A 21,448-nucleotide genomic window follows, 5' to 3' on the forward strand; every position below is an offset into this window, starting at 1 on the left:
TCATACATTCGGACAGACGCTGTAGGGAAGTTAATTAAAAGTCATTAATAGGGACAGTCACAAAAAATGGTTATTAATAGCTAGTGGACAGTCATTAATAGCGAAAGGATAGCTAATAGACAGTCAATCAGAAAAATGGACAGTCACTTCAGTGGTCAGTCTGGGGCCTAGTCAATATGCGGCTCGAAGGAGAGGAGGCGCTTGGGCAGCCGGTGAAAGTTATCTGTGTGGACAGTCAAGCAAGCAAACTGGACAGTCACTCCATTGCCTGTCCAACACACTGCTTGTCCAACACACTGCTGGCGGATTAAGGATCGAGGTTGCTGATCCACACCGTTTGATAGGGTTTTAGCTGCAGATAATTCTCATCATTGTGCACTTCCTCGCGGGTGATAAGATCGATCCAGTTGTCGGTACCAAACAGGTTGATGTCTGATAACAACACAGCCTGTTCTTCATTGCTGATATTGCTGATGCAAAACAGGCTTTGCTGACGATCCAAACTTTGTCGCCAGAATCCGAACACCTGGTGGCCCAACTGTAAGGTGAACTGCGTGGCATTAGGGTGCAGCGCAGGCTGCGCTTTACGGATGCGGATCAGCTGGGATAAGCGGGTAAGCACTTTGTGATGCTGCGAGTAGGGGGAGTCCAGTAAGGCCTGCAGTTCGCTAAAGTCCCAGCGTTTGCGATTAATCGAGCGATTATGCCCGGTATTAGCGACCTTTTCATAGTCGTTGGAGGTGCCGAGCAGACTATGAATATAAATACCCGGGATCCCCTCCATGGCCAGCATAATAGCATGAGCGCATACAAAGCGTTCCACCTGCCAGCGGTCCGGCCCTTCAATGGTTCCCTGCAGGGCATCAAACAAGGTGATATTGATCTCATAAGGCTTTTGCTGGCCGTGGGCCGAGGCACGCCAGGAGACCTTGCCGCCAAAATGCTGCATAGCATGGACCAGCGCTGAAATCTCTTCATCATCCAGCAAGCCTTCGGCCGGACGCAGGCCAATACCGTCATGCGAGGCAATAAAATTAAAATAGGTAGTGCCGCTTTGGGCCGGCGGCATGCTCATCATCCAACTTTTTAAATAGCGGCAATCACCGGTCACCAGGGTGTTGACCAACAGTGGCGGCAGCGAAAAATTGTAAATCGCATGGGCTTCGTTAGCGTTACCAAAATAGGTCAGATTTTCGCGGTTGGGGATATTGGTTTCGGTGATGATGATGATGCCCGGATCCACATGCTCAATGAGCGTGCGCATCAGCCGGATAATTTCATGGGTCTGGTCTAAATTGATGCAGGTGGTGCCGACAATTTTCCATAAAAATGCTACTGCATCCAGACGGAAAATCTTGGCGCCCTTGTCAATGTACAGCCGCACGATATCCATAAAAGCCAGCAGAACTTTTGGATTGGTAAAATCAAAATCCACCTGGTCGTGGCTAAAGGTACACCAGACATATTTGGTGCCTTCGCTGGTCTGGGTCTCACGCAACAGCGGCGACACCCGCGGCCGGGTCACCATGGATAAATCATCATCGGGGCTGGCGGTGAAGAAAAAATCACTGCCGGGGCCTTCGCCTTTAATAAAGTTTTCAAACCATGCACTGCGGGCAGAACAATGATTAACCACCAGATCCGCCATTAGGCCGTATTCCTCAGCCAGCCGGCTGATATCGTCCCAGTCGCCCAGCGCCTCATTGACGCTGGAATAATCTATCACCGAAAAGCCATCATCCGAGCTGTAGGGAAAAAACGGCAAAATATGCACATTGTTGATGGTGTTCACACAATAAGTCTGCATAAACCGGTGCAGTGTCACCAAGGGTTTTTCGTGGCCGTCGGTAACACTGTCACCATAGGTGATCATCACAATGTCGCTTTCATCCCAGTAGTTTGCATGGGCCTGAGGCGTCACAATGCCGTCATCCTGAGTGAGCCGCATGGTTTGCATTAACGCGGTGGCCAGCTCGCCCACCGGCTGGTCCAGCACCACATCGGCATAAATGGTTTGCAGATGGTGTGACACTTTTTCGTGTAACGCATTCCAGGGTGTCGTCATGGCTTACTCCAAAAATTCAGATGTATCTGCCTCAACGGCCTCCAACAGCCGGTCAAGAATATCGGGAACAGCACTGGTCACCCGGTTCCAGCTCGGGATAAACGGGGTTTCCATGGGGCTTTCTAAAAAGCTCTGGCCGGCTTTCATAATATTGCTGGCAAACATTTCCACGGCTTTTTCTTCACGGTGAATGTCCAGGCTCAGGCCATTCATGATGGCATCATTGTGATAGGTTTCGACAAAATCCAACGCAATGCGGTAATAGGTGGCTTTAATTGACCGGAACATTTCGTTGCTGAAGGTAAATCCCTGGGTGGCCAGCTTGCGAAAGACCGCTTTGGTAATGTCGATAGACATCTTGGACAAGCCGCCCTGATCATTATTGAGCGACAAATCCTGATGCTTGTGATCATAGGTTTCGGCAATATCCGCCTGACACAAGCGATTGTGCGAATAATTGCGGTGCATCTCAGAAAGCACCCCGATCTCCAGACCCCAATCGCTGGGGATACGGATATCGTTAAGCACATCGCGGCGGAAGGAAAATTCACCGGCCAACGGGTAGCGGAAACTGTCCATGAATTCTAAATATTCATGGTCGCCCAAGGTGCGTTTGAGTGCCCGCAATAGTGGGGTAACCAGCAACCGAGATACGCGGCCGTTGATTTTGCCGTGGGCCACCCGGGCATAATAGCCCTTACAGAATTCGTAATTGAACATGGGGTTGGCCACCGGGTAAATCAGCCGGGCCAGCAAATCGCGGTTATAGGTCAGAATGTCACAATCATGCAGCGCCACCGACTCGGCGCGGTTAGACGCCAGTACATAGCCCATGCAATACCAGACATTGCGGCCTTTACCCAGCTCTTTAGGTGCCAGGCCCAGCTCGGTCAGCTCTTCATCCAGCGCTTTTAAGCGCGGGCCATCATTCCATAACACGCGATGATGCTGCGGCAACTGGCCAAAAAATTTCAGCGCATGTTTGTACTGGTCTTTATCCGCGCGGTCCAGACCAATCACAATCTCAGACAAATACGGCACATTGGTCAGTTCATTTAAAATATGCGGTAGGGCTTTGCCTTCCAGTTCTGAATACAGCGAGGGCAAAATCAACGCCATCGGACGCTTTTGCGAAAAGCGTAGTAACTCGGCTTCCAAATCCTCGGTGGGTCGGTTTGCCAGGTTATGTAATGTGGTAATCACACCGTTTTGATAAAAATCGGCCATGTGTTCTCCTAATCCTCAAGTGAAAGCAGTGTTGTTAGCATTTCTGTCCAGCCTTCCGGGCCGAGTTGGGTACTGGTGTAAACCTGTTCTGTTTTTGTTATCTGGGGGGGAGGATGACTGGGTGAGGCTATGCGAACCGCTACATCTGCCGCGTCCAACATCGCGGTGTCATTGTTGCCATCGCCCAGCGCAATGGAATGAACCGGGCTTTCCTGATAGCGTTGGTATTCCTGGGTCAGCCACTGCAGGGCGCGGCCTTTGTCACAATCCCCGCTGATATGCACAAACCGGCCGCCTTCCAAAGGGGTCGCACCGCGGGCACGTACTGCCTGCATAAAAGCCTGTTTGCGCTCCTCATCGCCTTGCCATAGCACCGGCTCACCGAACTGACGCTGCGCTGCCCGCGCGGCTTCAGCTTCACCCAGACCGGTGGCCGCCTGAATATCGGCAATACTCATCTGGCTGAAATGGGTGAATTCACCGGCAAAATCGCCTTTCACCGCTTCAAGCAATTTTAGCCAGTGGCTTTTGCCGGAGGTAAAGGCTTTGCACCAAAATCCATCCTGCCATATCGCGCCAGCGGGCTTTTGAGCCAGGCAGCCGTGGGGCAGGTACACTGCTGCACCGTTTTCAACAATAAACGGACCGTCCAGGCCAATCCGTTCACGCAGTTCTACCATCTCGGCAAAGGTCTTGCTGGTACACGGGATGACCGGGATAGCACGTTGTTTAAGCGTCGCCAGCGTTGGCTTGGCGGCGTCAAAACTATAGGTGTGATGGTCCAGCAAGGTGCCGTCCATATCCGTAAAAACCAGTATTGCGTGTGCGCTCATCGGCTACCTTTTTGTTCACTAATGATGGTTCTGTCAGCCGCCAGCTCAAACACCTGATCGCAACGCGCAGGCATATGCGCCAGCGCATGTTCGGTGAGCCGCTGATAATGCTGAATAAACCGATGTATCTGTTCGTCCGACATCACGCCGGCTCCGCCAGCTTGTTTGGCGGCCAGCTTATGCTCTTGTTCACAACGCCAGCGATAGACATGCTCAAATGATGGTGCTTTGAGCATGATCCAGTATTGCATGGTGGCAAACAGCTGCTGGTATGAGCCGGCCAGTTGGGTATTCACAAAATGCCGCCATAACCCTTGCGGATCGTCGGCCTGTTCCAGTTCGTTCACCGGCTCTGCCAGTTCGGCTTCTGCCTGGGCCGGGATCCCCCAGCACCAGCCTTCAATAAAAACGATATCTACCGGATTATTGATCACCGGCCAGTCTGATTGAGGGTGTGGGTTATCTGTGGCTTTATTAAAGCGCGGCAAAATGGTTTGCTGATGATTACGTAGTGCTTCAATGGTGGCTTTGGCCAGCTCTGTATTATGGGTACCCGGTACGCCGCGTGTTTGCAGTAACGGGTGAACAGTGCGGGCCAGCAACTGGCGCTGTTGTTGCGGCAGATAAAAATCGTCGATGGATAAAACAGCCACCTCCAGCTTGTGGTGGTGAGTAAGATAAAAAGCCAGATAATCACACAAGGTGGATTTGCCGGAGCCCTGGCAACCATTTACCCCCACAAACAGAGGCTGATGTGCACCACGATGGCGCGCTGCAAGGGTGTCGGCGACCGGGTTGAACCATTTTTGTGCAGCTTGCGCATAATCAGCGGGCAGCTGGTGGGTGTCTAAGAATGACGCGATATCCATGGAATTCCCTGCCTGTCAGCATAAATGCAATTAAACACTGGCAATACAGGTATCAACATCTGTGCCACATCCTGTGGCACAGGCCGGGCAGGGTTATTTACGGGTAGCTGTGAGTACCGCACGCTTGGGGGCGGGATATCCTTCTATGGTTTGTGAAAGATCTTCAGGGTGTAGAAAGTCTTGCAGCGACTGGCCGGTCATCCAGTCGGTGGCACGCTGTTCATCCAAACTGGTCACATTCACATCTACTGCCTGGATATCCACAAAACCTAAGCGTTCCAGCCAGCGAGTCAGAGCGGCCACACTGGGCAAAAACCATACATTACGCATCTGTGCATATCGCTCACCGGGCATAAATACGGTATTCTCATCGCCATCGACAACGAGGGTTTCCAGCACCAACTCGCCGCCACGACGTAACTGGCTTTTCAGCTGCTCGAGAAATTGTACCGGATCTTTACGGTGGTACAGCACACCCATGGAAAATACAGTGTCAAAAGCCTCCAGCGGCTGCATGTGCTCGATACCTAACGGCAAAAAGTGCACATTATGCTCACCGATAAAATGCCGGATAGCCTGAAACTGAATTAAAAATAGCTGGGTGGGGTCGATGCCGTATACACCACGGGCGCCGGCACCGGCCATGCGCCACATATGGTAGCCACTGCCACAGCCCACATCCAGCACATAGCGGTCAGTCAGATCGCTGATATGCGGGGCGACCCGGTCCCATTTAAAATCGGAACGCCATTCGGTATCGATCTCCACCCCATGGATGAAAAACGGACCCTTGCGCCAGGGCATAAACTGGCGCAATAAGCCTTCAATCTGCTTTTGCGTGTAAGCTTCTACCGGCTCAGACGACGAAACCGCTACGCGCTGTGCCAGCTCCACCGTGCCAGGCTCGATAGTGGGTAATTTGTCCAGCAGGCGACACCATTTATCAAATTCGCCATGCTGTTGCCAGGTAGCAAGCTGGCCTGGCAGGGTTTCCAGCCAGCGACTTAACGGGGTGCCTAACAAAGAGGCATAGGCGTGCTCAAACCACTGGCTTGCCATGTTATTCATCTGCTGCAGTGTCCTTTGCTTTGATTGCTACCAGCGACATAAAGTTATAGCACTTGTACCACATCACCACATCACTGAAACCGGCGGCGCGCAGGCGTTGCTCGTGGGTATCGAAGGTGTCGGTGCGCATTACATTTTCCAGCGCAGCGCGTTTTTGTGACACTTCCAGCTCGCTATAGCCATTATCGCGCTTAAACTGATGATGCAAATCAATCAGCAGCTCGTTGCCTTGCAGGGTGGGGTGGCTGATTTTTTCAGACAACACCAGGATACCGCCAGGATTCAACCCAGCATAAATTTGTTTAAGTAGACCCAGGCGCTGATCCGGCTCGATAAATTGTAAGGTAAAATTCATTACCACCATGGAGGCGTTAGTAATCTGCGTATCCTGAGCCAGCTGACACTGCACATGCACCGGATTGGGCAGCGAAAAGGACCGCACCATGCGCGCGCACCGCTCCACCATGGCCGGCGAACTGTCGATGGCAAAAATATCGCAAGGTGTGTCCATCGTATTGCGGGCAATGGCCAGGCTGGCTGCACCTAGCGAACATCCGAGGTCATACACCTGCGAGGCGGAGCGGACATAGCGCGTGGCAAGTTCACCGATGGTGTGTACAATGGTCTGATAACCGGGCACTGAACGTTGGATCATGTCCGGAAAGACATCTGCCACGGCTTCGTCAAAGGTAAAATCGTCTACCGATGCCATGGGATTGGCATAGATGCTGTCGTGTTTTTGCACAGTGCTGGCCTTTTTTGTCACAGAAAATCACAATAATCGCTAATTTTACTCTTTTATGTGCATTTTTTAAATTGGCGCAGGGCAGATTGCAGAATAAGGCTTTGTCAGCTGGGCGGATTAGTCTAAAGTGTAATAAACAAAAACCGTATAACGATAGTAGAGCTCAACTATGACGCAGATTTTAGTGGCCGACGATCATCCGTTGTTTCGTGAGGCATTGCGCAGTGCGTTGACCCCATATTTTGCTGAGGCAGAAATACTGGAAGCCGACTCGCTTGAATCCATGATGATGGCTCTGGATAGCCAGCGCGATATTTGCCTGGTCCTGCTTGATTTGACCATGCCTGGTGCCGAGTACTTTAACGGCCTGATTACTCTCAAAGAAGCCTACCCGGACATGCCGGTAGCGGTGATTTCAGCCAGTGAAGGCATCGAAGTGGTGGCACAGGTGATGAGCCTGGGCGCCAATGCGTTTATTCCCAAATCAACACCCACCCGCGAGATTGCTGATGCCCTCATGGCTGTGCAGGAAGGTCAGAGCTGGGTGCCTGAAGCCATGCAACATGATTTGGCAGCGGTGAATGAAGATTTGGCGCAGCTGCTGCAGCGCTTTCGCGAACTGACGCCCAAGCAAATTCAGGTGTTGTCATTTTTACGTGCCGGCCTGATGAACAAACAAATTGCTCATGAGATGAATGTCACTGAAGCCACTATCAAGGCTCACATCAGTGCCATATTGCGCAAACTGGAAATCAACACCCGCACCCAGGCGGTGTTACTGATGGACAAACTACAGTTGTCGTAGCGCATTAGCGATAAAAAAAGCCCCGCTTTAATGCGGGGCTTTTTGTTTCTAATGCTTAGACAGGGCAAACCTGGCAGATTATTTGACTTCTTTACCGGCGGCTTGCTGGTCGGCATGGTAGCTGGAGCGAACCATCGGGCCACAGGCAGCCTGACTAAAGCCGATATCTCGAGCATAATCACCTAACATATCAAACTCAGTCGGGTGCACATAACGTTTAACCGGGTAGTGGTGGCGGCTAGGCTGCAGATACTGGCCAAGGGTAAGCATATTCACACCATGGTCACGTAAGTCTTGTAAGACTCCTTTGATTTCTTCGGCATCTTCACCCATGCCCATCATCAAGCCTGACTTGGTGGGGATCTCTGGGTGCTGCTCTTTGAATTTTTTCAGCAGGTCCAGTGACCACTGATAGTTGGCGCCCGGACGACACTCGCGGTACAAGCGTGGAATGGTTTCCAGATTGTGGTTGAACACATCCGGGACCCCGTTTTTGAAGATTTCCAGCGCCCGGTCCATCCGGCCACGAAAATCTGGTACCAGCACTTCAATGGTGGTTTGAGGGCTGTGCTCTCGAATGGCATTGATACAATCGACAAAATGCTGGGCGCCGCCATCACGTAAATCATCGCGGTCCACCGACGTGATCACCACATATTTTAAGCCCATCTCAGCGATGGTAGTGGCCAATTTTAATGGCTCTTCAGCGCTCGGTGGCAGCGGTTTACCATGGCCCACATCGCAAAACGGGCAGCGGCGGGTACAAATGTCACCCAAAATCATAAAGGTGGCGGTACCATGGTTAAAGCATTCTGCCAGATTGGGGCAGCTGGCTTCTTCACACACCGAGTGCAGTTTATTTTTGCGCAGGGTTTGCTTAATGTGATCGATGCGCTCTGTGGTGCGCGGCAGTTTGATCTTGATCCACTCCGGCTTGCGCAGCATTTCTTCTTTTTCCGTGGGGATCACGGTGACCGGAATGTGTTTGACTTTTTCATCGTCGCGGAGTTTTACCCCGGCTTTAGGACGTGCATTACTCATCAAAACCTTCTTTATACTCTGTTTGCTGAATGTCGAGCTCATCCAGTAATTTATTTATGAGGGCAGGGCCGCAATCTTCAAGCGAGCCCGGGCCGCCCAGGGTGGCACAATCCACCATTTGCATGCCGGCATAGCCACACGGATTAATGCGACTAAACGGGCTTAAGTCCATCGCAACATTTAATGCCAGCCCGTGAAACGAACACCCGCGGCGAATACGCAGGCCCAGCGAGCAGACCTTTTGCTCATCCACATACACGCCAGGCGCATCTTTTTTGGCATAGGCCTTGATATGATAATCGGCTAATAGCGCTACCACCGCATTTTCCATGGCGGTGACTAGATGACGCACACCCAGTTTACGGCGCTTGATGTCCAGCAGCAGATAAATCACCTGCTGACCCGGCCCGTGGTAGGTTACCTGACCGCCGCGATCCACATTGACCACCGGGATATCCCCGGCCATCAAAATGTGCTCGGCTTTGCCGGCCTGGCCCTGGGTAAATACCGCATCGTGCTCCACCAGCCAGATTTCATCGGCAGCGTCGCCATCCCGGGTATCGGTAAACGCCTGCATCTTTTGCCATACCGGCGTATATGCCTGGCGGCCTAACTGGCGTACTACCAGCTCAGGTGTGTGGCTAGTCACTTATAATACAACCCTGACCAGTTCAATCTTGGCCAATTCGGTGTAAATGGTTTCCATATGCTCTTTACTGGTCACTTTAACGCTGACCGACACCGAATGATAATTGCCCTTGCTACTGGGTTTTACCGTGGGGGTATAGTCGCCTGGCGCGTGCTCTTGTAAACAGGCCACGACCTGATTGGGCAGATCATCATCTGCCACACCCATCACCTTAAACGTCTGGTAGGTGGGGAAATCCAGTAACTCATCAAAACGGGTATCCATAAGATATCCTTTACTGCAAAACTAAAAACGGCCAGATTGTAACAAATCTGGCCGCAGGTAAACTAGGTTTTGTTGTGTTTTAGGCGGGCTTACTCTTCCCAGCCCACCTGCAACATGGCCCAATCCCAGATGCGGTCGAACAATCCGCCCTGATTAACTTCCTGTAAGGTCACCAGCGGATACTGAGCCACATCTTTGCCTTCCAGCTGGATATACAAAGTACCTACAACCTGGCCTTTATCCAGCGGCGCTTCCAGTTTTTTGTCCAGTTCGAAGTTGGCTTCCAGATTATCCGCCTGACCCCGTGGGATGGTAATTGGAGTAGCCTGGTTGATGCCCAGGTCAACCGTTTCCCGGTCACCCATGTAGATGCGGTGAGCCACAAAGCTTTCGCCGGCTTTGTATGGGGTCACGGTTTCATAAAAACGGAAGCCATACCGTAATAGCTTCTTGTTTTCGACTTTACGGGCGCGCTCAGAATCGGTACCCATTACCACTGAAATCAGACGCATATCGCCTTGTTTGGCCGAGGTGATCAGGCTGTAGCCGGCATCTGAGGTATGCCCTGTTTTAATGCCATCCACGTTCAGGCTTTTGTCCCACAGCAGACTGTTACGGTTGTACTGCTTGATGCCGTTGTAGCTGAATTCTTTTTCGCTGTACATGTCGTAGATGGTAGGCGATTCACCCACCAGGGCTTGTGACAAAATAGCCATATCGCGGGGCGAGGTGTAGTGGTCAGGGTCATGCAGGCCGTGGCTGTTGACAAAATGTGACGAGGTCATGCCCAATGACTGGGCATGGGCATTCATCATACTGGCAAACGCACTTTCTGAGCCGGCTACATGCTCGGCAATGGCCACACAGGCATCATTCCCAGACTGGATGATGATACCGCGCAGCAGATCGGCGACCTTCACCTGGGTGCCTACTTCGATAAACATTTTGGAAGAGTCCGGGAATTTTTTTGCCCAGGCATTTTCAGAAATGGTGACTTCGTCGTCCAGGCTGATATTACCGGCTTCCAATTCTTTGCCCACCACATAGGTGGTCATCATCTTGGTCAGACTGGCTGGTGCCAGCTGCATGTCGGCATTTTGCTCGGCAATGACATGGCCGGTATCATAATCCATCAGAACAAACCCTTCGGCCGCCACATCGGGCGCCGGCGGAGTCACTACTGCCGCCTGGGCAGTGGCACACACCAGGCTAAGGCTGATAAGTAAAAATGAGAAAAAACGGACACAGGCCGACTGGTTAGCGCGTTGACTATTATTATGCATGATTGATTTGATACCGTGTTGATGTTGCTAACTGGGTCTTGCGGGCAATTCTAACGCAAGCCCTGCGGTAGGACTAGCTTCTGGCCCAAAAGTTTACTGTATTTACCGGCAAATTGCATATTTCCCCCTGACAGCCCGGTTATAGCCATATTGCGGCCACGTTTCGAGTTTCAGCCTACAGCGCATCGCTCACGGTGTAGGCGTTGGGGTAGCCGTTGTTTTTCAGATCGTCCAGCAGCATTTGTACTTTAAACCGATCGCGCAACGGGCCTAAACGCAATTTATAAATATTGTCGATAAACGGAATTTCGGCGGGCACCTGGTATAGCGTCGATAACACACTGGACAGCGACTGGGCGCGCTTTTGATCCGACACTGCTGCCACCTGGATAAACACCCCGTCCGGCGATGGCCCTGGGGCTCTGGCCGGGCGGGCTTCAGCCTTAGGGGTATCTTCTTCGAATGAAAGCCGGCGTGCTGCTGTGACTGTCAAAGTGCCGCTTTGTGAGCTGGCCTGGCGCTGGGCAGGGGCAGGCACGATCCCGGCATACTGGGCGTAGGGTACCGGCGGCTGATTGCCCACAGTGACATTGTTCTGCTCATCCACATAGATAACTTCCAGTTTGACTTTGGCAGTGCCATGTTGGGCATAGCCAAGTTTTTGCGCTGCAGCATAAGATAAATCAATCACCCGATTGTCATGAAACGGGCCGCGATCATTGACCCGCACAATGGCGGTTTGGTTATTGGCCAGGTTGGTGACTTTGACGTAGCTGGGCAGCGGCAGAGTTTTGTGCGCCGCGGTCATGGCAAACATATTGTAGGTTTCGCCATTGGAAGTCAGGTGGCCATGAAACTTTTGCCCGTACCAGGAGGCATAGCCTTCCTGTACAAAGCCTTTACCAGTTTCGATGGGATAATACTGTTTGCCCAGCACTTCATAGGGGCGCGAGTTGAAGGCCCGATACGGTTCATAGCGCGGTTCGGCATCGCGCATATCCGGGGGCGCATGTTCAAAAGTGGGGGCAGAATCCTGGTGTTGTGCGTATCTTCCTGGCGACTGACAGGCAGCAAGTACTACCACACAGCCGATAAGCAGAAAACGAAAAGCAGCCTTTATCATCGTGACAAAAATCGTTTTTGAGTTCCTATGCCCATCAGAATGCCAAATCCGGCCATCAATGTCACCATGGATGTGCCGCCATAACTGACTAGCGGTAAGGGCACGCCCACAACGGGCAATAAACCTGACACCATGCCCATGTTTACAAACACATAGACAAAAAAGGTCAGGGTGATACTGCCGGCCAGCAATTTGCTGTAGGCATCCTGCGCGCGGGTGGCAATGATCAGCCCGCGGCAAATAATAAATATATAGATCGCCAGCAGGCCAATCACACCTAACAGGCCAAATTCTTCACTGAACACAGAAAAGATAAAGTCGGTGTGGCGCTCCGGCAAAAATTCCAGCTGCGACTGAGTGCCCTGCAGCCAGCCTTTTCCTTGCACACCGCCCGAGCCAATGGCAATTTTTGACTGAATAATATGATAGCCGGCGCCTAGCGGGTCGCTTTCCGGGTTTAAAAAAGTGATCACACGTTGCTTTTGGTATTCTTTCATCAAGAAAAACCACATCACAGGCAAAAAGGCCCCGCCCAGGCCAGCCACAATGCCAATTAAGCGCCAGCTCATGCCGGCCAAAAAGATGGCAAAAATGCCTGAACTGGCAATCAGCAGCGAGGTGCCTAAATCCGGTTGTTTGGCGATGAGAATGGTGGGCACCACAACCAGCACAAACCCGGTGACTACCTGGTAGGTTTTGGTGGGCAGGGTAAATTTGCTGATGTACCAGGCCACCATCATAGGCACCGCCAGCTTCATCAGTTCTGAGGGCTGAAAACGGATAAATTTTAAATCCAGCCAGCGCTGGGCGCCTTTACCCATATCACCGAATAATAATACCGCCACCAACATCAGTAATCCGGCGGCATAGGCATAGGGCGATAAACGCCGGTAAGCCATGGGCGGCACCTGTGCCATCACCAGCATCACACACAGGCCCACCGCGAGGCGGGTAAACTGACGCTCGAGTTGGGCCATATCCTGGCCAGAGGCACTGTACAGGGTGACCAGGCCCACGCCCATCAGGGTCAGCAGGCCCACCACCAAAATCACATCGATGTGAAAGCGCGCCAGCAGGCTTACTTTGTTCGGGTTAAGGGTAGTCTTTTTTTGCTTCACGGCGTGGCCCCTGCGGCTTGATGGTTGGCCAGCTCGCCGGCCGGCTGGTCTTCCGGCGCGGCGCTGTGTTCAAAATAATAATCCATCACCTGACGAGCCACCGGCGCGGCATTGGAGCTACCGCCACCGGCATTTTCAATCACCACGGTGACTGAAATCTGCGGATCCTCATAAGGCGCAAAGCCCACATACATGGCGTTATCGCGTAGGTGCTCGGCAACTTCGTCCTCTTCATAAGATTCATTCTGGCCGATAGAAAATAATTGGGCGGTACCGGTTTTGCCTGCCGATACATAGGCAGTGTCTTTAAAGGCATTGCGGGCTGTGCCTTCTTCGCCGTTGACCACCTGCCACATGGCATCCAGCACAATGTCCCAGTTTTTTTCTTCCTGCACTAAATAGGGGCGCAGGGTTTTAGGCGGCTCGGTTTGTACCTGACCGTCATCCTGCATAAAGCCCTGCATGATCTGCGGCACATAGCGGGTGCCGTGGTTGATCAGAGTATTAATGGACTGGTTCAGCTGAATGGGCGTGGTGGTCCAGAAACTTTGGCCAATGCCCACCGGGATGGTGTCGCCAATGTACCAGGGCTGATTGAACCGCGCCCGTTTCCAGCCTCGGCTGGGCATATTGCCGTCAGATTCTTCGTATAAATCGATACCGGTGTAATCGCCAAAGCCAAATTCACTCATGGCACTGCTGATTTTATCAATGCCCAGCTGATAAGCCAGGTCATAATAATAAGTGTCACAGGATACTTCGATGGCTTTGGTTACATCCACCTTACCGTGGCCCCAGCGTTTCCAGTCACGCCATACGTGAGACACATTAGGTAAGCGGAAGCGGCCAGTGTCACGGATAGTGTAATTTTTATCGATGGTATCCGAGTCCAGACCTAACAGCGCAAGGTGCGGCTTGATGGTGGAGGCGGGCGGATACTGGCCCTGGGTGGCGCGGTTAATCAGCGGCCGGTCTGGTGAATTGAGCAGCGCTGCATAATTGGCCCGGCTGATGCCATGCACAAACAGATTAGGGTCATAGCTGGGGTTGGAATACATCGCCAGTACCCCGCCGGAGGCCGGGTCGGTAACCACAACGGTGCCACGCTGGTCTTGTAGGGTGGCTTGCACTGCCTGCTGCAGTTTCAAGTCAATATTGAGCACGATGTCGCGCCCGGGAACCGGTGGGTCCACATCCAGGGTGCGAATGATACGGCCCTGACTATTGACCTCTACCTGCTGGTAACCCACCTCGCCATGCAACACATCTTCATGATATTTTTCGATACCCAGTTTACCGATATCATGGGTGGCGGCATAGTTGGCTTCCTGGCCGGCTTCGATGATTTTTTGCAGATCTGTTTTGTTAATTTTGGCTACATAGCCGAGCAAGTGGGTAAGGGTGTCGCCATACGGATAATGCCGGGATAGCCGCGCTTCGATGGACACCCCTTTAAAACGGTGCTGATGGGACGAAAACAGCGCCACCTCGGTTTCGGTCAGCTGGGTTTTGAGCGCCACCGGTTTAAAACGGCGTTGGCCTTTGAGGGTGGCAAAAAAGTCTTCCTGGTCTTCGGTGCTGATATCTAATATACCGGCTAGCTTGGCCACGGTGGCTTCGACATCATCAATTTGTTCAGGAATGAGTTCAAGACTGAATACCGGCCGGTTTTCGGCCAGTAAGATCCCGTTACGGTCATAAATCAGGCCGCGGTTGGGCGCCACCGGCAATATCTTGATACGGTTGCCGTTGGAGCGGGTCTGATAATCCTCATGTTGGGTCACCTGCAAGGAATACAGGTTACTGACCACCACACCCAGCATTGCCACCGCAATCAATAAGGCAATCAAACAGCGGCGGGCAAATAAATTTGCCTCAGCGCTATGGTCGCGGATGTGCTGGCGTTTGCGGGCCATCAGTGATTATTCCCGGTGGTAGGGGTGGTTTTGGGTGACCGACCAGGCCCGGTACAGGCTTTCGGCCACAATGATGCGGACCAATGGATGGGGCAGGGTGAGCGGTGACAGTGACCAGCGCTGTTCGGCTAGCGCCTGACATTGTGGAGCCAGGCCTTCCGGGCCGCCAATCAGCAAGCTGACATCGCGTCCGTCCATTTTCCAGGCATTCAGCTGGCTGGCAAGCGCTGGAGTGTCCCAGGGTTTGCCGGTCACTTCCAGTGTCACCACCCGGTTACCTTTGGGAATTACCTCTAACGTCGCTTCGCCTTCTTTGTGTAGGATCCGCTTAATATCGGCATTCTTGCCCCGCTTGCCGGCAGCAATTTCGGTAAAATACACTGGCATATCGGCCGGAAAGCGGCGAATAAATTCGTCCACACCAGTTGTTACCCAGGCCGGCATCTTGGTGCCTACCGCCACAATCTGAATTCGCACACCCTTACCTACATCGTTATGGCTTACATATGACCGGCAGTCCATTGGCGCTACCGGTACGGCTCTCCCGGGTTACGCCCAGAGTTTTTCCAACTGATAAAAATCACGGGTTTCGTCCTGCATCACATGGACAATAACATCCCCTAGATCTACCAGCACCCATTCACCGTTTTCTTTTCCTTCGACACTCAACGGAGCATGGCCGGCATGTTTGGCTTCTACCTGCAGATTATCGGCGATGGCCATTACATGACGTTTGGAATTGCCGGAACAGATGATCATGGTATCGGTGACGCTTGATTTGCCCTGCACATCCAGCTCAATGATGTCGCGGCCCTTCATGTCATCAATTTTATCAACCACAAATTGCTTAAGTTTGTTTCTCTCCAAAAGGTCTCCTCGTGAGGCAACAGCTTCAGACATACAGTCTATTCTCTCTAATATAGTTTAGTACAGATGGTTGCAGCCAGGTATTCAGCCAATCGTTATCATGCACAGGCTCGGCCAGCGCAGCGCGTAAACGGGTGGAAGACACTGGTTGTAATCGGGTACGGGCAAAGTATAACGCGCCGGCGGTTTGCCGGTGCAGTTGTGTCGGGTCGCCTATTCTATGGTCTGCGGCCAACTTATCAAGCTCCGCCGGGATTTTTTGTGCTCCGGTATCACGGCGCATCACCACCAGGTTGGCCAGTTCCAATAGTGCCGGCCATTCGTGCCAGCTGGTCAGGCTGACCCAGGAATCTTCGCCCATGACAAAAATCAATGGCTGCCGGGCCTGCTGCTGGCGAAGATGGCGCAATGTTTTGACCGTATAAGACGGCTCGGGAAGCGACAACTCGACCCACTCGGGCGCCAGTGCGGGTTCATCCTGCGTGGCCAGTTTGACCATGTTGACCCGATGTTGTTCCGCAATACCGCCGGTATCTTTGTGCGGCGGCAAACGGCACGGCATCAGATGGACACGGTCAACACCGATCTCGCTGGCCACCTCTAATGCACAGCGCACATGGCCTAAATGGGGCGGATTGAAGGTGCCACCCAGCAGACATCGTGGAGCCGGCTGCATCAGGCCCCCAGTGGCAGCGCCAGCTGCACCCCTAAAAACAGCATCACCAGATGACAAAGCTTGATATAAGGACGGGCCACCTGATGCTGCTTAAAGGCTACATCGGCATCGCGCAGGCTGTCACGGATCTGAGCCAGCTGGGCGGTGGATAAACGATTTAGTGCAGCTTGATAAGCTGCCTGACGATTACGCCAGATGCCGTGTTTTTGCCACGCGATGGGCTGGCGCTGTTGCAGTTGCTGATGCAACTTCCACAACGTCTGCCATTCCCGGGCCAGTGCCCACAGTACAATGGCCGGTTCGATGCCTTCACTTTCCAGCCGATACAACATTTTGACTGTACGGGTTTGATCGCCCGCCAGCATCACATCCACCAGTTGAAACACCGTAAAACGAGATTGGTCCACCACCACCTGGCTGACTTGTTCGCGGGTCACAGATTGGCCGGCAAACAACAGGCTGAGTTTTTCAATTTCTTGATGTGCAGCCAGCATATTGCCTTCGGTGTAGTCAGCCAGCAAGCTCACCACCTCATTGTCTGCCTGCAACTGATGCTGCTGTAAAGTCTGGCGCAGCCAGTCATTGAGCGCCTTGCCTTCCAGCGGATAGGCGATGGCAAACACGCCAACAGCATCTAAGGCCTTAAACCATTTGGTTTTTTGCACATCTTTGCCGATACGCGGGCCGTGGATGATGAGCAGTACATCCTGACCTAAGGTGGCGGCTACCTCTTGCAGCACCTTGGCGCCTTCTGTGCCCGGCTTGCCGGAAGGCAGTTCCAGCTCAATCAGCTGCGCCGAGGCAAACAGCGACATAGCCTGGGTGGCTTCAATTAACTGATGCCAGCCAAACTCGCCATCGGCGGTCAGTACTGTGCGCTCATCAAAACCTGCCTGGCGGGCATAATCACGCACTGCCTGTAACATGGCAAATTTTTGCTGTGGCTCATCCCCAAACAGCATATAACACGACTTTAAGCCGTTGCGCAGCTCCTGGGAAAAACGGTTAGGGAAGACCTGCACCGGTTACAGCTCACTGGCCTGTAGCGACAGCCGGCGAATGATCCGGTCAGCGGCTTCTTTACGCATTTCACTAACCACCAGCTCCAGCTCGCGGGACTTGGCCAGTACCTTGTCAGGATCATCCTGATAATCGCGGACAATCTCAAAATAACTTTGCAGCGGCTCATGGCCCGGGAAGGCCACAGTATAGCGTACACCTAAGATAAGCTCATACTCGGCCACCTGGCCGGTGGAAAACACCGACAGTAGACGGCGTTCCAGCACCTCCGGCTGCAGCCGGATCAGCACGGTGGACTCGGGATCTGGATTTGCTTCGCGGGTATGCGGTATCTGATAGGTGGATAATCGATCATCCAGTTCCCGCACCAGCAGTGAATGCGGCGCGATGGCGCTTAGCGCCACCTGGTCTACCTGCGGCGGCAAGGTTTGTGCGCCGCGCAGATGAAAACCGCAGCCGGCCAGTTGCCCCAGGGCAACCAGCAATATCAAAAACTGACTCAGTCTGCGCATCAGTTAGCCACGATATTAACCAGCTTACCGGGCACCACAATCACCTTACGGATGGTTTTGCCTTCAGTGAACTGGGCGACATTGGGCTGAGCTTTGGCTACTTCTTCTACTTCGTCTTTGGAAGCTGACGCACTGACCGTGATTTTTGCCCGCAGTTTGCCATTGACCTGCACAATGATCAGTTTTTCATCTTCTACCAGCGCTGCCTGGTCAGCCACTGGCCAGCCCGACAATTCAATGGCAGTCGTGTGGCCCAGCTGCTGCCACAAGGTATGGCAGATATGCGGGGTGATGGGGTTTAACAGCTGCAGCACGGCTTCGATGGCCTCGCGCATGACCGCCACATCCTGACCGTCTTCCTGCGGCGCTTTTTGCAGATGGTTAAGTAGTTCCATCACCGCAGCCACCGCGGTATTGAAGGTTTGGCGGCGGCCCACATCGTCAGTCACCTTATCGATGGTGCGGTGCACTTCGCGGCGTAAATCTTTTTGCGCTTTGGATAATGCGGCCACATCCAGCGCCGGGGCAGCCGGACCTGCCAGATGATCCTGAACCAGTTTCCAGATGCGGCGCAAGAAGCGGTGGGCGCCTTCCACGCCTGAGTCTACCCACTCCAGGGTTTGTTCTGGTGGCGCGGCGAACATAGTAAATAAGCGCACGGTATCGGCGCCGTACTGGTCGATAACATGCTGCGGATCGATGCCGTTGTTTTTCGACTTGGACATCTTGGTCATGCCGCCGTGGATCACCGGCTCGCCCGACTCGGTCAGCCAGGCTTTGATAATCCGGCCTTTGTCGTCTTTTTCAGTGGTTACTGCAGACGGCGCGTGCCAGGTTTTTTTGCCCTGGGCATCTTCTGTGTAATACGAGTCGGCCAGCACCATGCCCTGACACAGTAGACGCTTGAATGGCTCATCAGAATCAACCAGGCCTTCATCACGCAACAATTTATGGAAAAAGCGTGAATATAATAAATGCAGGATGGCGTGCTCGATACCACCCACATACTGGTCGACTGGCAGCCAGTAATTGGCCTGAGCCGGGTCCAGCATGGCGTCCTGATTTTGCGCGCAGCTGTAGCGGGCATAGTACCAGGAAGATTCCATAAAGGTGTCGAAGGTATCGGTTTCACGCAGCGCGGGCTGACCCTGGTAGGTGGTTTTAGCCCACTCGGGATCAGCTTTAATAGGCGAGGTGGTGCCGTCCATTTCTACATCTTCAGGCAAGCGGACGGGCAGTTCATCGGCCGGAACCGGCACCGATTCGCCATTTTCCAGATTGAGCATGGGAATAGGCGTGCCCCAGTAGCGCTGGCGGCTAACCCCCCAGTCGCGCAGGCGATAATTCACCTTGCGTTTACCGTGGCCCAGACTCTCCAGTTTGTCGGCAATCTGGTTAAAGGCATCGTCAAACGCCAGGCCGTTAAACTCGCCCGACTCAATCAGGGTGCCCGGGCTGGTAAAGGCGGCCTGGGTTAAGTCACAGGTCTCTTCACTGTCGGCGGCCGGCGTGATCACCTGTTTAATGGGTAAATCGTATTTGGTGGCAAATTCCCAGTCACGTTGGTCGTGGCCAGGCACGGCCATCACCGCACCGGAGCCATAATCCATCAGCACAAAATTGGCTACCCAGATAGGGACTGGCTGGCCAGTCAGTGGGTGCACTGCATACAGGCCAGTGGCACAGCCTTTTTTCTCCATGGTGGCCAGCTCGGCTTCGGCCACCTTGGTGTTTTTACATTCTTCGATAAAGCGGGCCAGCTCAGGATTGCCAGCCGCGGCATACTCGGCCAGCGGATGCTGGGCAGCAATACCCACATAGGTCACACCAAACACAGTATCCGGGCGGGTGGTATACACATCCAGTTGCTGCAGCTCATTGACCGGCTGTTGCAAATCAAAGGTCAGTTCCACCCCTTCAGAGCGGCCAATCCAGTTGGCCTGCATCGCACGTACCTGTTCCGGCCATTGCTCCAGCTGTTCTAGATCTTGCAGCAATTCTTCGGCATAGTCGGTGATTTTAATAAACCACTGAGGAATTTCTTTTTGCTCTACCACTGCGCCTGAGCGCCAGCCGCGGCCATCCACCACCTGCTCGTTAGCCAAAACAGTCTGGTCTACCGGGTCCCAGTTTACTGTGGCGTTTTTCTTATACACCAGGCCTTTTTCATACAGACGGGTGAAAAACCATTGCTCCCAGCGGTAATAATCAGCTTTACAGGTAGCTACTTCGCGGTCCCAGTCATAGCCAAAGCCCAGTGAACCCAGCTGGCCTTTCATATATTCAATATTGGCGTAGGTCCATTTGGCAGGGGCGGTCTTGTTATTGATCGCGGCATTTTCCGCTGGCAGACCAAAGGCATCCCAGCCCATGGGCTGCAGCACATTTTTGCCCTGCATGCGCTGAAAACGGCTGATCACATCGCCGATGGTATAGTTACGCACATGGCCCATGTGCAGTCTGCCGCTGGGGTAGGGGAACATCGACAGACAGTAAAATTTTTCCTGGTCGGGGTTTTCAGTTGCTTTAAAAGACTGGTTATCTTGCCAGTATTGCTGAACCTGCTGCTCAATCTCTTTCGGGGTATACTGTTTTTCGGCCATGAAAATCGGGCTTCCGCGTTGAATAATTGGTAAATACACTTAGCCGTATAGAATACCCCAGCGGTAAGGCCAGCCACAATAGGCCAGCCGGTTTTTCTGGCGCTGCTGGGCAATGTTTGCTCAGTTGGCCTGGTTCACATACGCTACCAGACGACTAAGTTGCGCGGCCTGTACGGTGTCGACCACCGGGGCCAGCTGCTCAAAGCCGTCGGGGTTAAACCCGTGCACGCGATAGCTTACGGTGACAGTGGTGCCGCTTCCTTGTTTGGTTAGTTGCCAGGTTAGCGCGCCATTGACGCCCATGGCCTGCAGTGGGCCCAGCCCGCCGGTCATGATCAGTTTTTTGCCCGGCTCCACCAACACCACCTGCATATGCTGGGCGCTTTTATTGTGTTTAACTTCACAAAAACAGCCGCCGGCCCGCGCATCAATGGAAAAAGTGCCACGCCACCAACTGTGATCTTTAGGCCACCACAGGTCCACATCCTGGGTCAGCGCGCGCCAGACCCGGTCGACCGGCAAGCGGGTAGAAGCGTCATTGCTGATCACAAAACCATGGGCCGAGGCCGCCTGCACTTCGGCCTGTGCCGGGGCTGCTACCACTGCGCTTCCCAACAGCGCAGCAAAAAGAAAATCAGTGGCTTTCATAGCCTTATCCCTTAAAGATTGCGATACTTAAGCCTATATGGGTTTAGTGCCCTGCACAATGTTCGTGCGCGACTGTTTATGAAAGACAGTTTGGCCGAACCATTGGCTCTGAGAAC

Annotated in this window: 21 protein-coding genes; 1 reads left to right on the forward strand and 20 read right to left on the reverse strand. The window is 53.0% G+C overall.

The window, feature by feature from the left end; genetic code table 11:
• Positions 1-307: 307 nt before the first annotated feature.
• The 6 genes from ACTUJZ_RS02125 to cmoA all read right to left on the reverse strand — a co-directional run bounded on the left by ACTUJZ_RS02125 (position 308) and on the right by cmoA (position 6,807).
• The gene (locus ACTUJZ_RS02125) at positions 308-2,065 is read right to left on the reverse strand and encodes a sugar phosphorylase (protein ID WP_463634611.1); all 1,758 of its coding nucleotides are present in this window, start codon (positions 2,063-2,065) and stop codon (positions 308-310) included.
• Positions 2,066-2,068: 3 nt separating this feature from the next.
• Positions 2,069-3,292 (reverse strand): glycosyltransferase family protein, encoded by a 1,224-nt coding sequence (locus tag ACTUJZ_RS02130; RefSeq protein WP_463634612.1) that lies wholly within the window; start codon positions 3,290-3,292, stop codon positions 2,069-2,071.
• A gap of 8 nt (positions 3,293-3,300) precedes the next feature.
• Positions 3,301-4,125 carry an HAD-IIB family hydrolase gene (locus ACTUJZ_RS02135; protein ID WP_463634613.1) on the reverse strand — a complete coding sequence of 275 codons (825 nt, stop codon included), beginning with the start codon at positions 4,123-4,125 and terminating at the stop codon, positions 3,301-3,303.
• Complete coding sequence (locus tag ACTUJZ_RS02140) at positions 4,122-4,994, reverse strand: kinase (RefSeq protein ID WP_463634614.1); 873 nt, start codon at positions 4,992-4,994, stop codon at positions 4,122-4,124. The genes ACTUJZ_RS02135 and ACTUJZ_RS02140 overlap by 4 nt, the downstream gene beginning before the upstream one ends.
• A 93-nt stretch (positions 4,995-5,087) precedes the next feature.
• Positions 5,088-6,053, reverse strand: a complete 966-nt coding sequence (gene cmoB / locus ACTUJZ_RS02145) for a tRNA 5-methoxyuridine(34)/uridine 5-oxyacetic acid(34) synthase CmoB (RefSeq protein ID WP_463635225.1) — start codon at positions 6,051-6,053, stop codon at positions 5,088-5,090.
• 1 nt (position 6,054) lies between these two features.
• Positions 6,055-6,807: a carboxy-S-adenosyl-L-methionine synthase CmoA gene (cmoA, locus tag ACTUJZ_RS02150; protein WP_463634615.1), complete on the reverse strand. Its 753-nt coding sequence runs from the start codon at positions 6,805-6,807 to the stop codon at positions 6,055-6,057.
• A gap of 169 nt (positions 6,808-6,976) precedes the next feature.
• Between cmoA and ACTUJZ_RS02155 the strand changes: the two genes are divergently transcribed.
• Positions 6,977-7,612 carry a response regulator transcription factor gene (locus tag ACTUJZ_RS02155; protein WP_463634616.1) on the forward strand — a complete coding sequence of 212 codons (636 nt, stop codon included), beginning with the start codon at positions 6,977-6,979 and terminating at the stop codon, positions 7,610-7,612.
• Positions 7,613-7,690: 78 nt separating this feature from the next.
• On the opposite strand, the gene lipA is transcribed toward ACTUJZ_RS02155, so the two are convergent.
• The 14 genes from lipA to ACTUJZ_RS02225 all read right to left on the reverse strand — a co-directional run bounded on the left by lipA (position 7,691) and on the right by ACTUJZ_RS02225 (position 21,332).
• On the reverse strand, positions 7,691-8,653 hold the full coding sequence (lipA, locus tag ACTUJZ_RS02160) for a lipoyl synthase (protein ID WP_463634617.1): 963 nt from the start codon (positions 8,651-8,653) through the stop codon (positions 7,691-7,693).
• Positions 8,646-9,230 (reverse strand): lipoyl(octanoyl) transferase LipB, encoded by a 585-nt coding sequence (lipB, locus tag ACTUJZ_RS02165; protein WP_463635226.1) that lies wholly within the window; start codon positions 9,228-9,230, stop codon positions 8,646-8,648. Before lipB ends, lipA begins: the two co-directional genes overlap by 8 nt.
• Before the next feature lie 72 nt (positions 9,231-9,302).
• Positions 9,303-9,566 (reverse strand): DUF493 family protein YbeD, encoded by a 264-nt coding sequence (gene ybeD, locus ACTUJZ_RS02170; RefSeq protein ID WP_463634618.1) that lies wholly within the window; start codon positions 9,564-9,566, stop codon positions 9,303-9,305.
• Between the two features lie 89 nt (positions 9,567-9,655).
• Positions 9,656-10,849, reverse strand: a complete 1,194-nt coding sequence (locus ACTUJZ_RS02175; RefSeq protein WP_463634619.1) for a serine hydrolase — start codon at positions 10,847-10,849, stop codon at positions 9,656-9,658.
• 175 nt (positions 10,850-11,024) lie between these two features.
• On the reverse strand, positions 11,025-11,972 hold the full coding sequence (locus ACTUJZ_RS02180; protein WP_463634620.1) for a septal ring lytic transglycosylase RlpA family protein: 948 nt from the start codon (positions 11,970-11,972) through the stop codon (positions 11,025-11,027).
• A complete protein-coding gene (gene rodA, locus ACTUJZ_RS02185) occupies positions 11,969-13,090 on the reverse strand; it encodes a rod shape-determining protein RodA (RefSeq protein WP_463634621.1) in 1,122 nt (373 codons plus the stop codon). Before rodA ends, ACTUJZ_RS02180 begins: the two co-directional genes overlap by 4 nt.
• Positions 13,087-15,006 (reverse strand): penicillin-binding protein 2, encoded by a 1,920-nt coding sequence (gene mrdA / locus ACTUJZ_RS02190; protein WP_463634622.1) that lies wholly within the window; start codon positions 15,004-15,006, stop codon positions 13,087-13,089. The genes rodA and mrdA overlap by 4 nt, the downstream gene beginning before the upstream one ends.
• A 6-nt stretch (positions 15,007-15,012) precedes the next feature.
• A complete protein-coding gene (gene rlmH, locus ACTUJZ_RS02195) occupies positions 15,013-15,483 on the reverse strand; it encodes a 23S rRNA (pseudouridine(1915)-N(3))-methyltransferase RlmH (protein WP_463634623.1) in 471 nt (156 codons plus the stop codon).
• A gap of 72 nt (positions 15,484-15,555) precedes the next feature.
• Positions 15,556-15,906, reverse strand: a complete 351-nt coding sequence (gene rsfS / locus ACTUJZ_RS02200; RefSeq protein WP_463634624.1) for a ribosome silencing factor — start codon at positions 15,904-15,906, stop codon at positions 15,556-15,558.
• Complete coding sequence (gene nadD / locus ACTUJZ_RS02205; RefSeq protein ID WP_463634625.1) at positions 15,899-16,549, reverse strand: nicotinate-nucleotide adenylyltransferase; 651 nt, start codon at positions 16,547-16,549, stop codon at positions 15,899-15,901. Before nadD ends, rsfS begins: the two co-directional genes overlap by 8 nt.
• Positions 16,549-17,571 carry a DNA polymerase III subunit delta gene (holA, locus tag ACTUJZ_RS02210; RefSeq protein ID WP_463634626.1) on the reverse strand — a complete coding sequence of 341 codons (1,023 nt, stop codon included), beginning with the start codon at positions 17,569-17,571 and terminating at the stop codon, positions 16,549-16,551. Before holA ends, nadD begins: the two co-directional genes overlap by 1 nt.
• A gap of 3 nt (positions 17,572-17,574) precedes the next feature.
• Positions 17,575-18,081: an LPS-assembly lipoprotein LptE gene (locus tag ACTUJZ_RS02215; protein ID WP_463634627.1), complete on the reverse strand. Its 507-nt coding sequence runs from the start codon at positions 18,079-18,081 to the stop codon at positions 17,575-17,577.
• Positions 18,081-20,684: a leucine--tRNA ligase gene (gene leuS, locus ACTUJZ_RS02220; protein ID WP_463634628.1), complete on the reverse strand. Its 2,604-nt coding sequence runs from the start codon at positions 20,682-20,684 to the stop codon at positions 18,081-18,083. The genes ACTUJZ_RS02215 and leuS overlap by 1 nt, the downstream gene beginning before the upstream one ends.
• Before the next feature lie 120 nt (positions 20,685-20,804).
• Positions 20,805-21,332 carry an SRPBCC family protein gene (locus tag ACTUJZ_RS02225; RefSeq protein ID WP_463634629.1) on the reverse strand — a complete coding sequence of 176 codons (528 nt, stop codon included), beginning with the start codon at positions 21,330-21,332 and terminating at the stop codon, positions 20,805-20,807.
• Positions 21,333-21,448 lie beyond the last annotated feature (116 nt).

The organism is Alteromonas sp. WD8-37 (assembly GCF_055326825.1).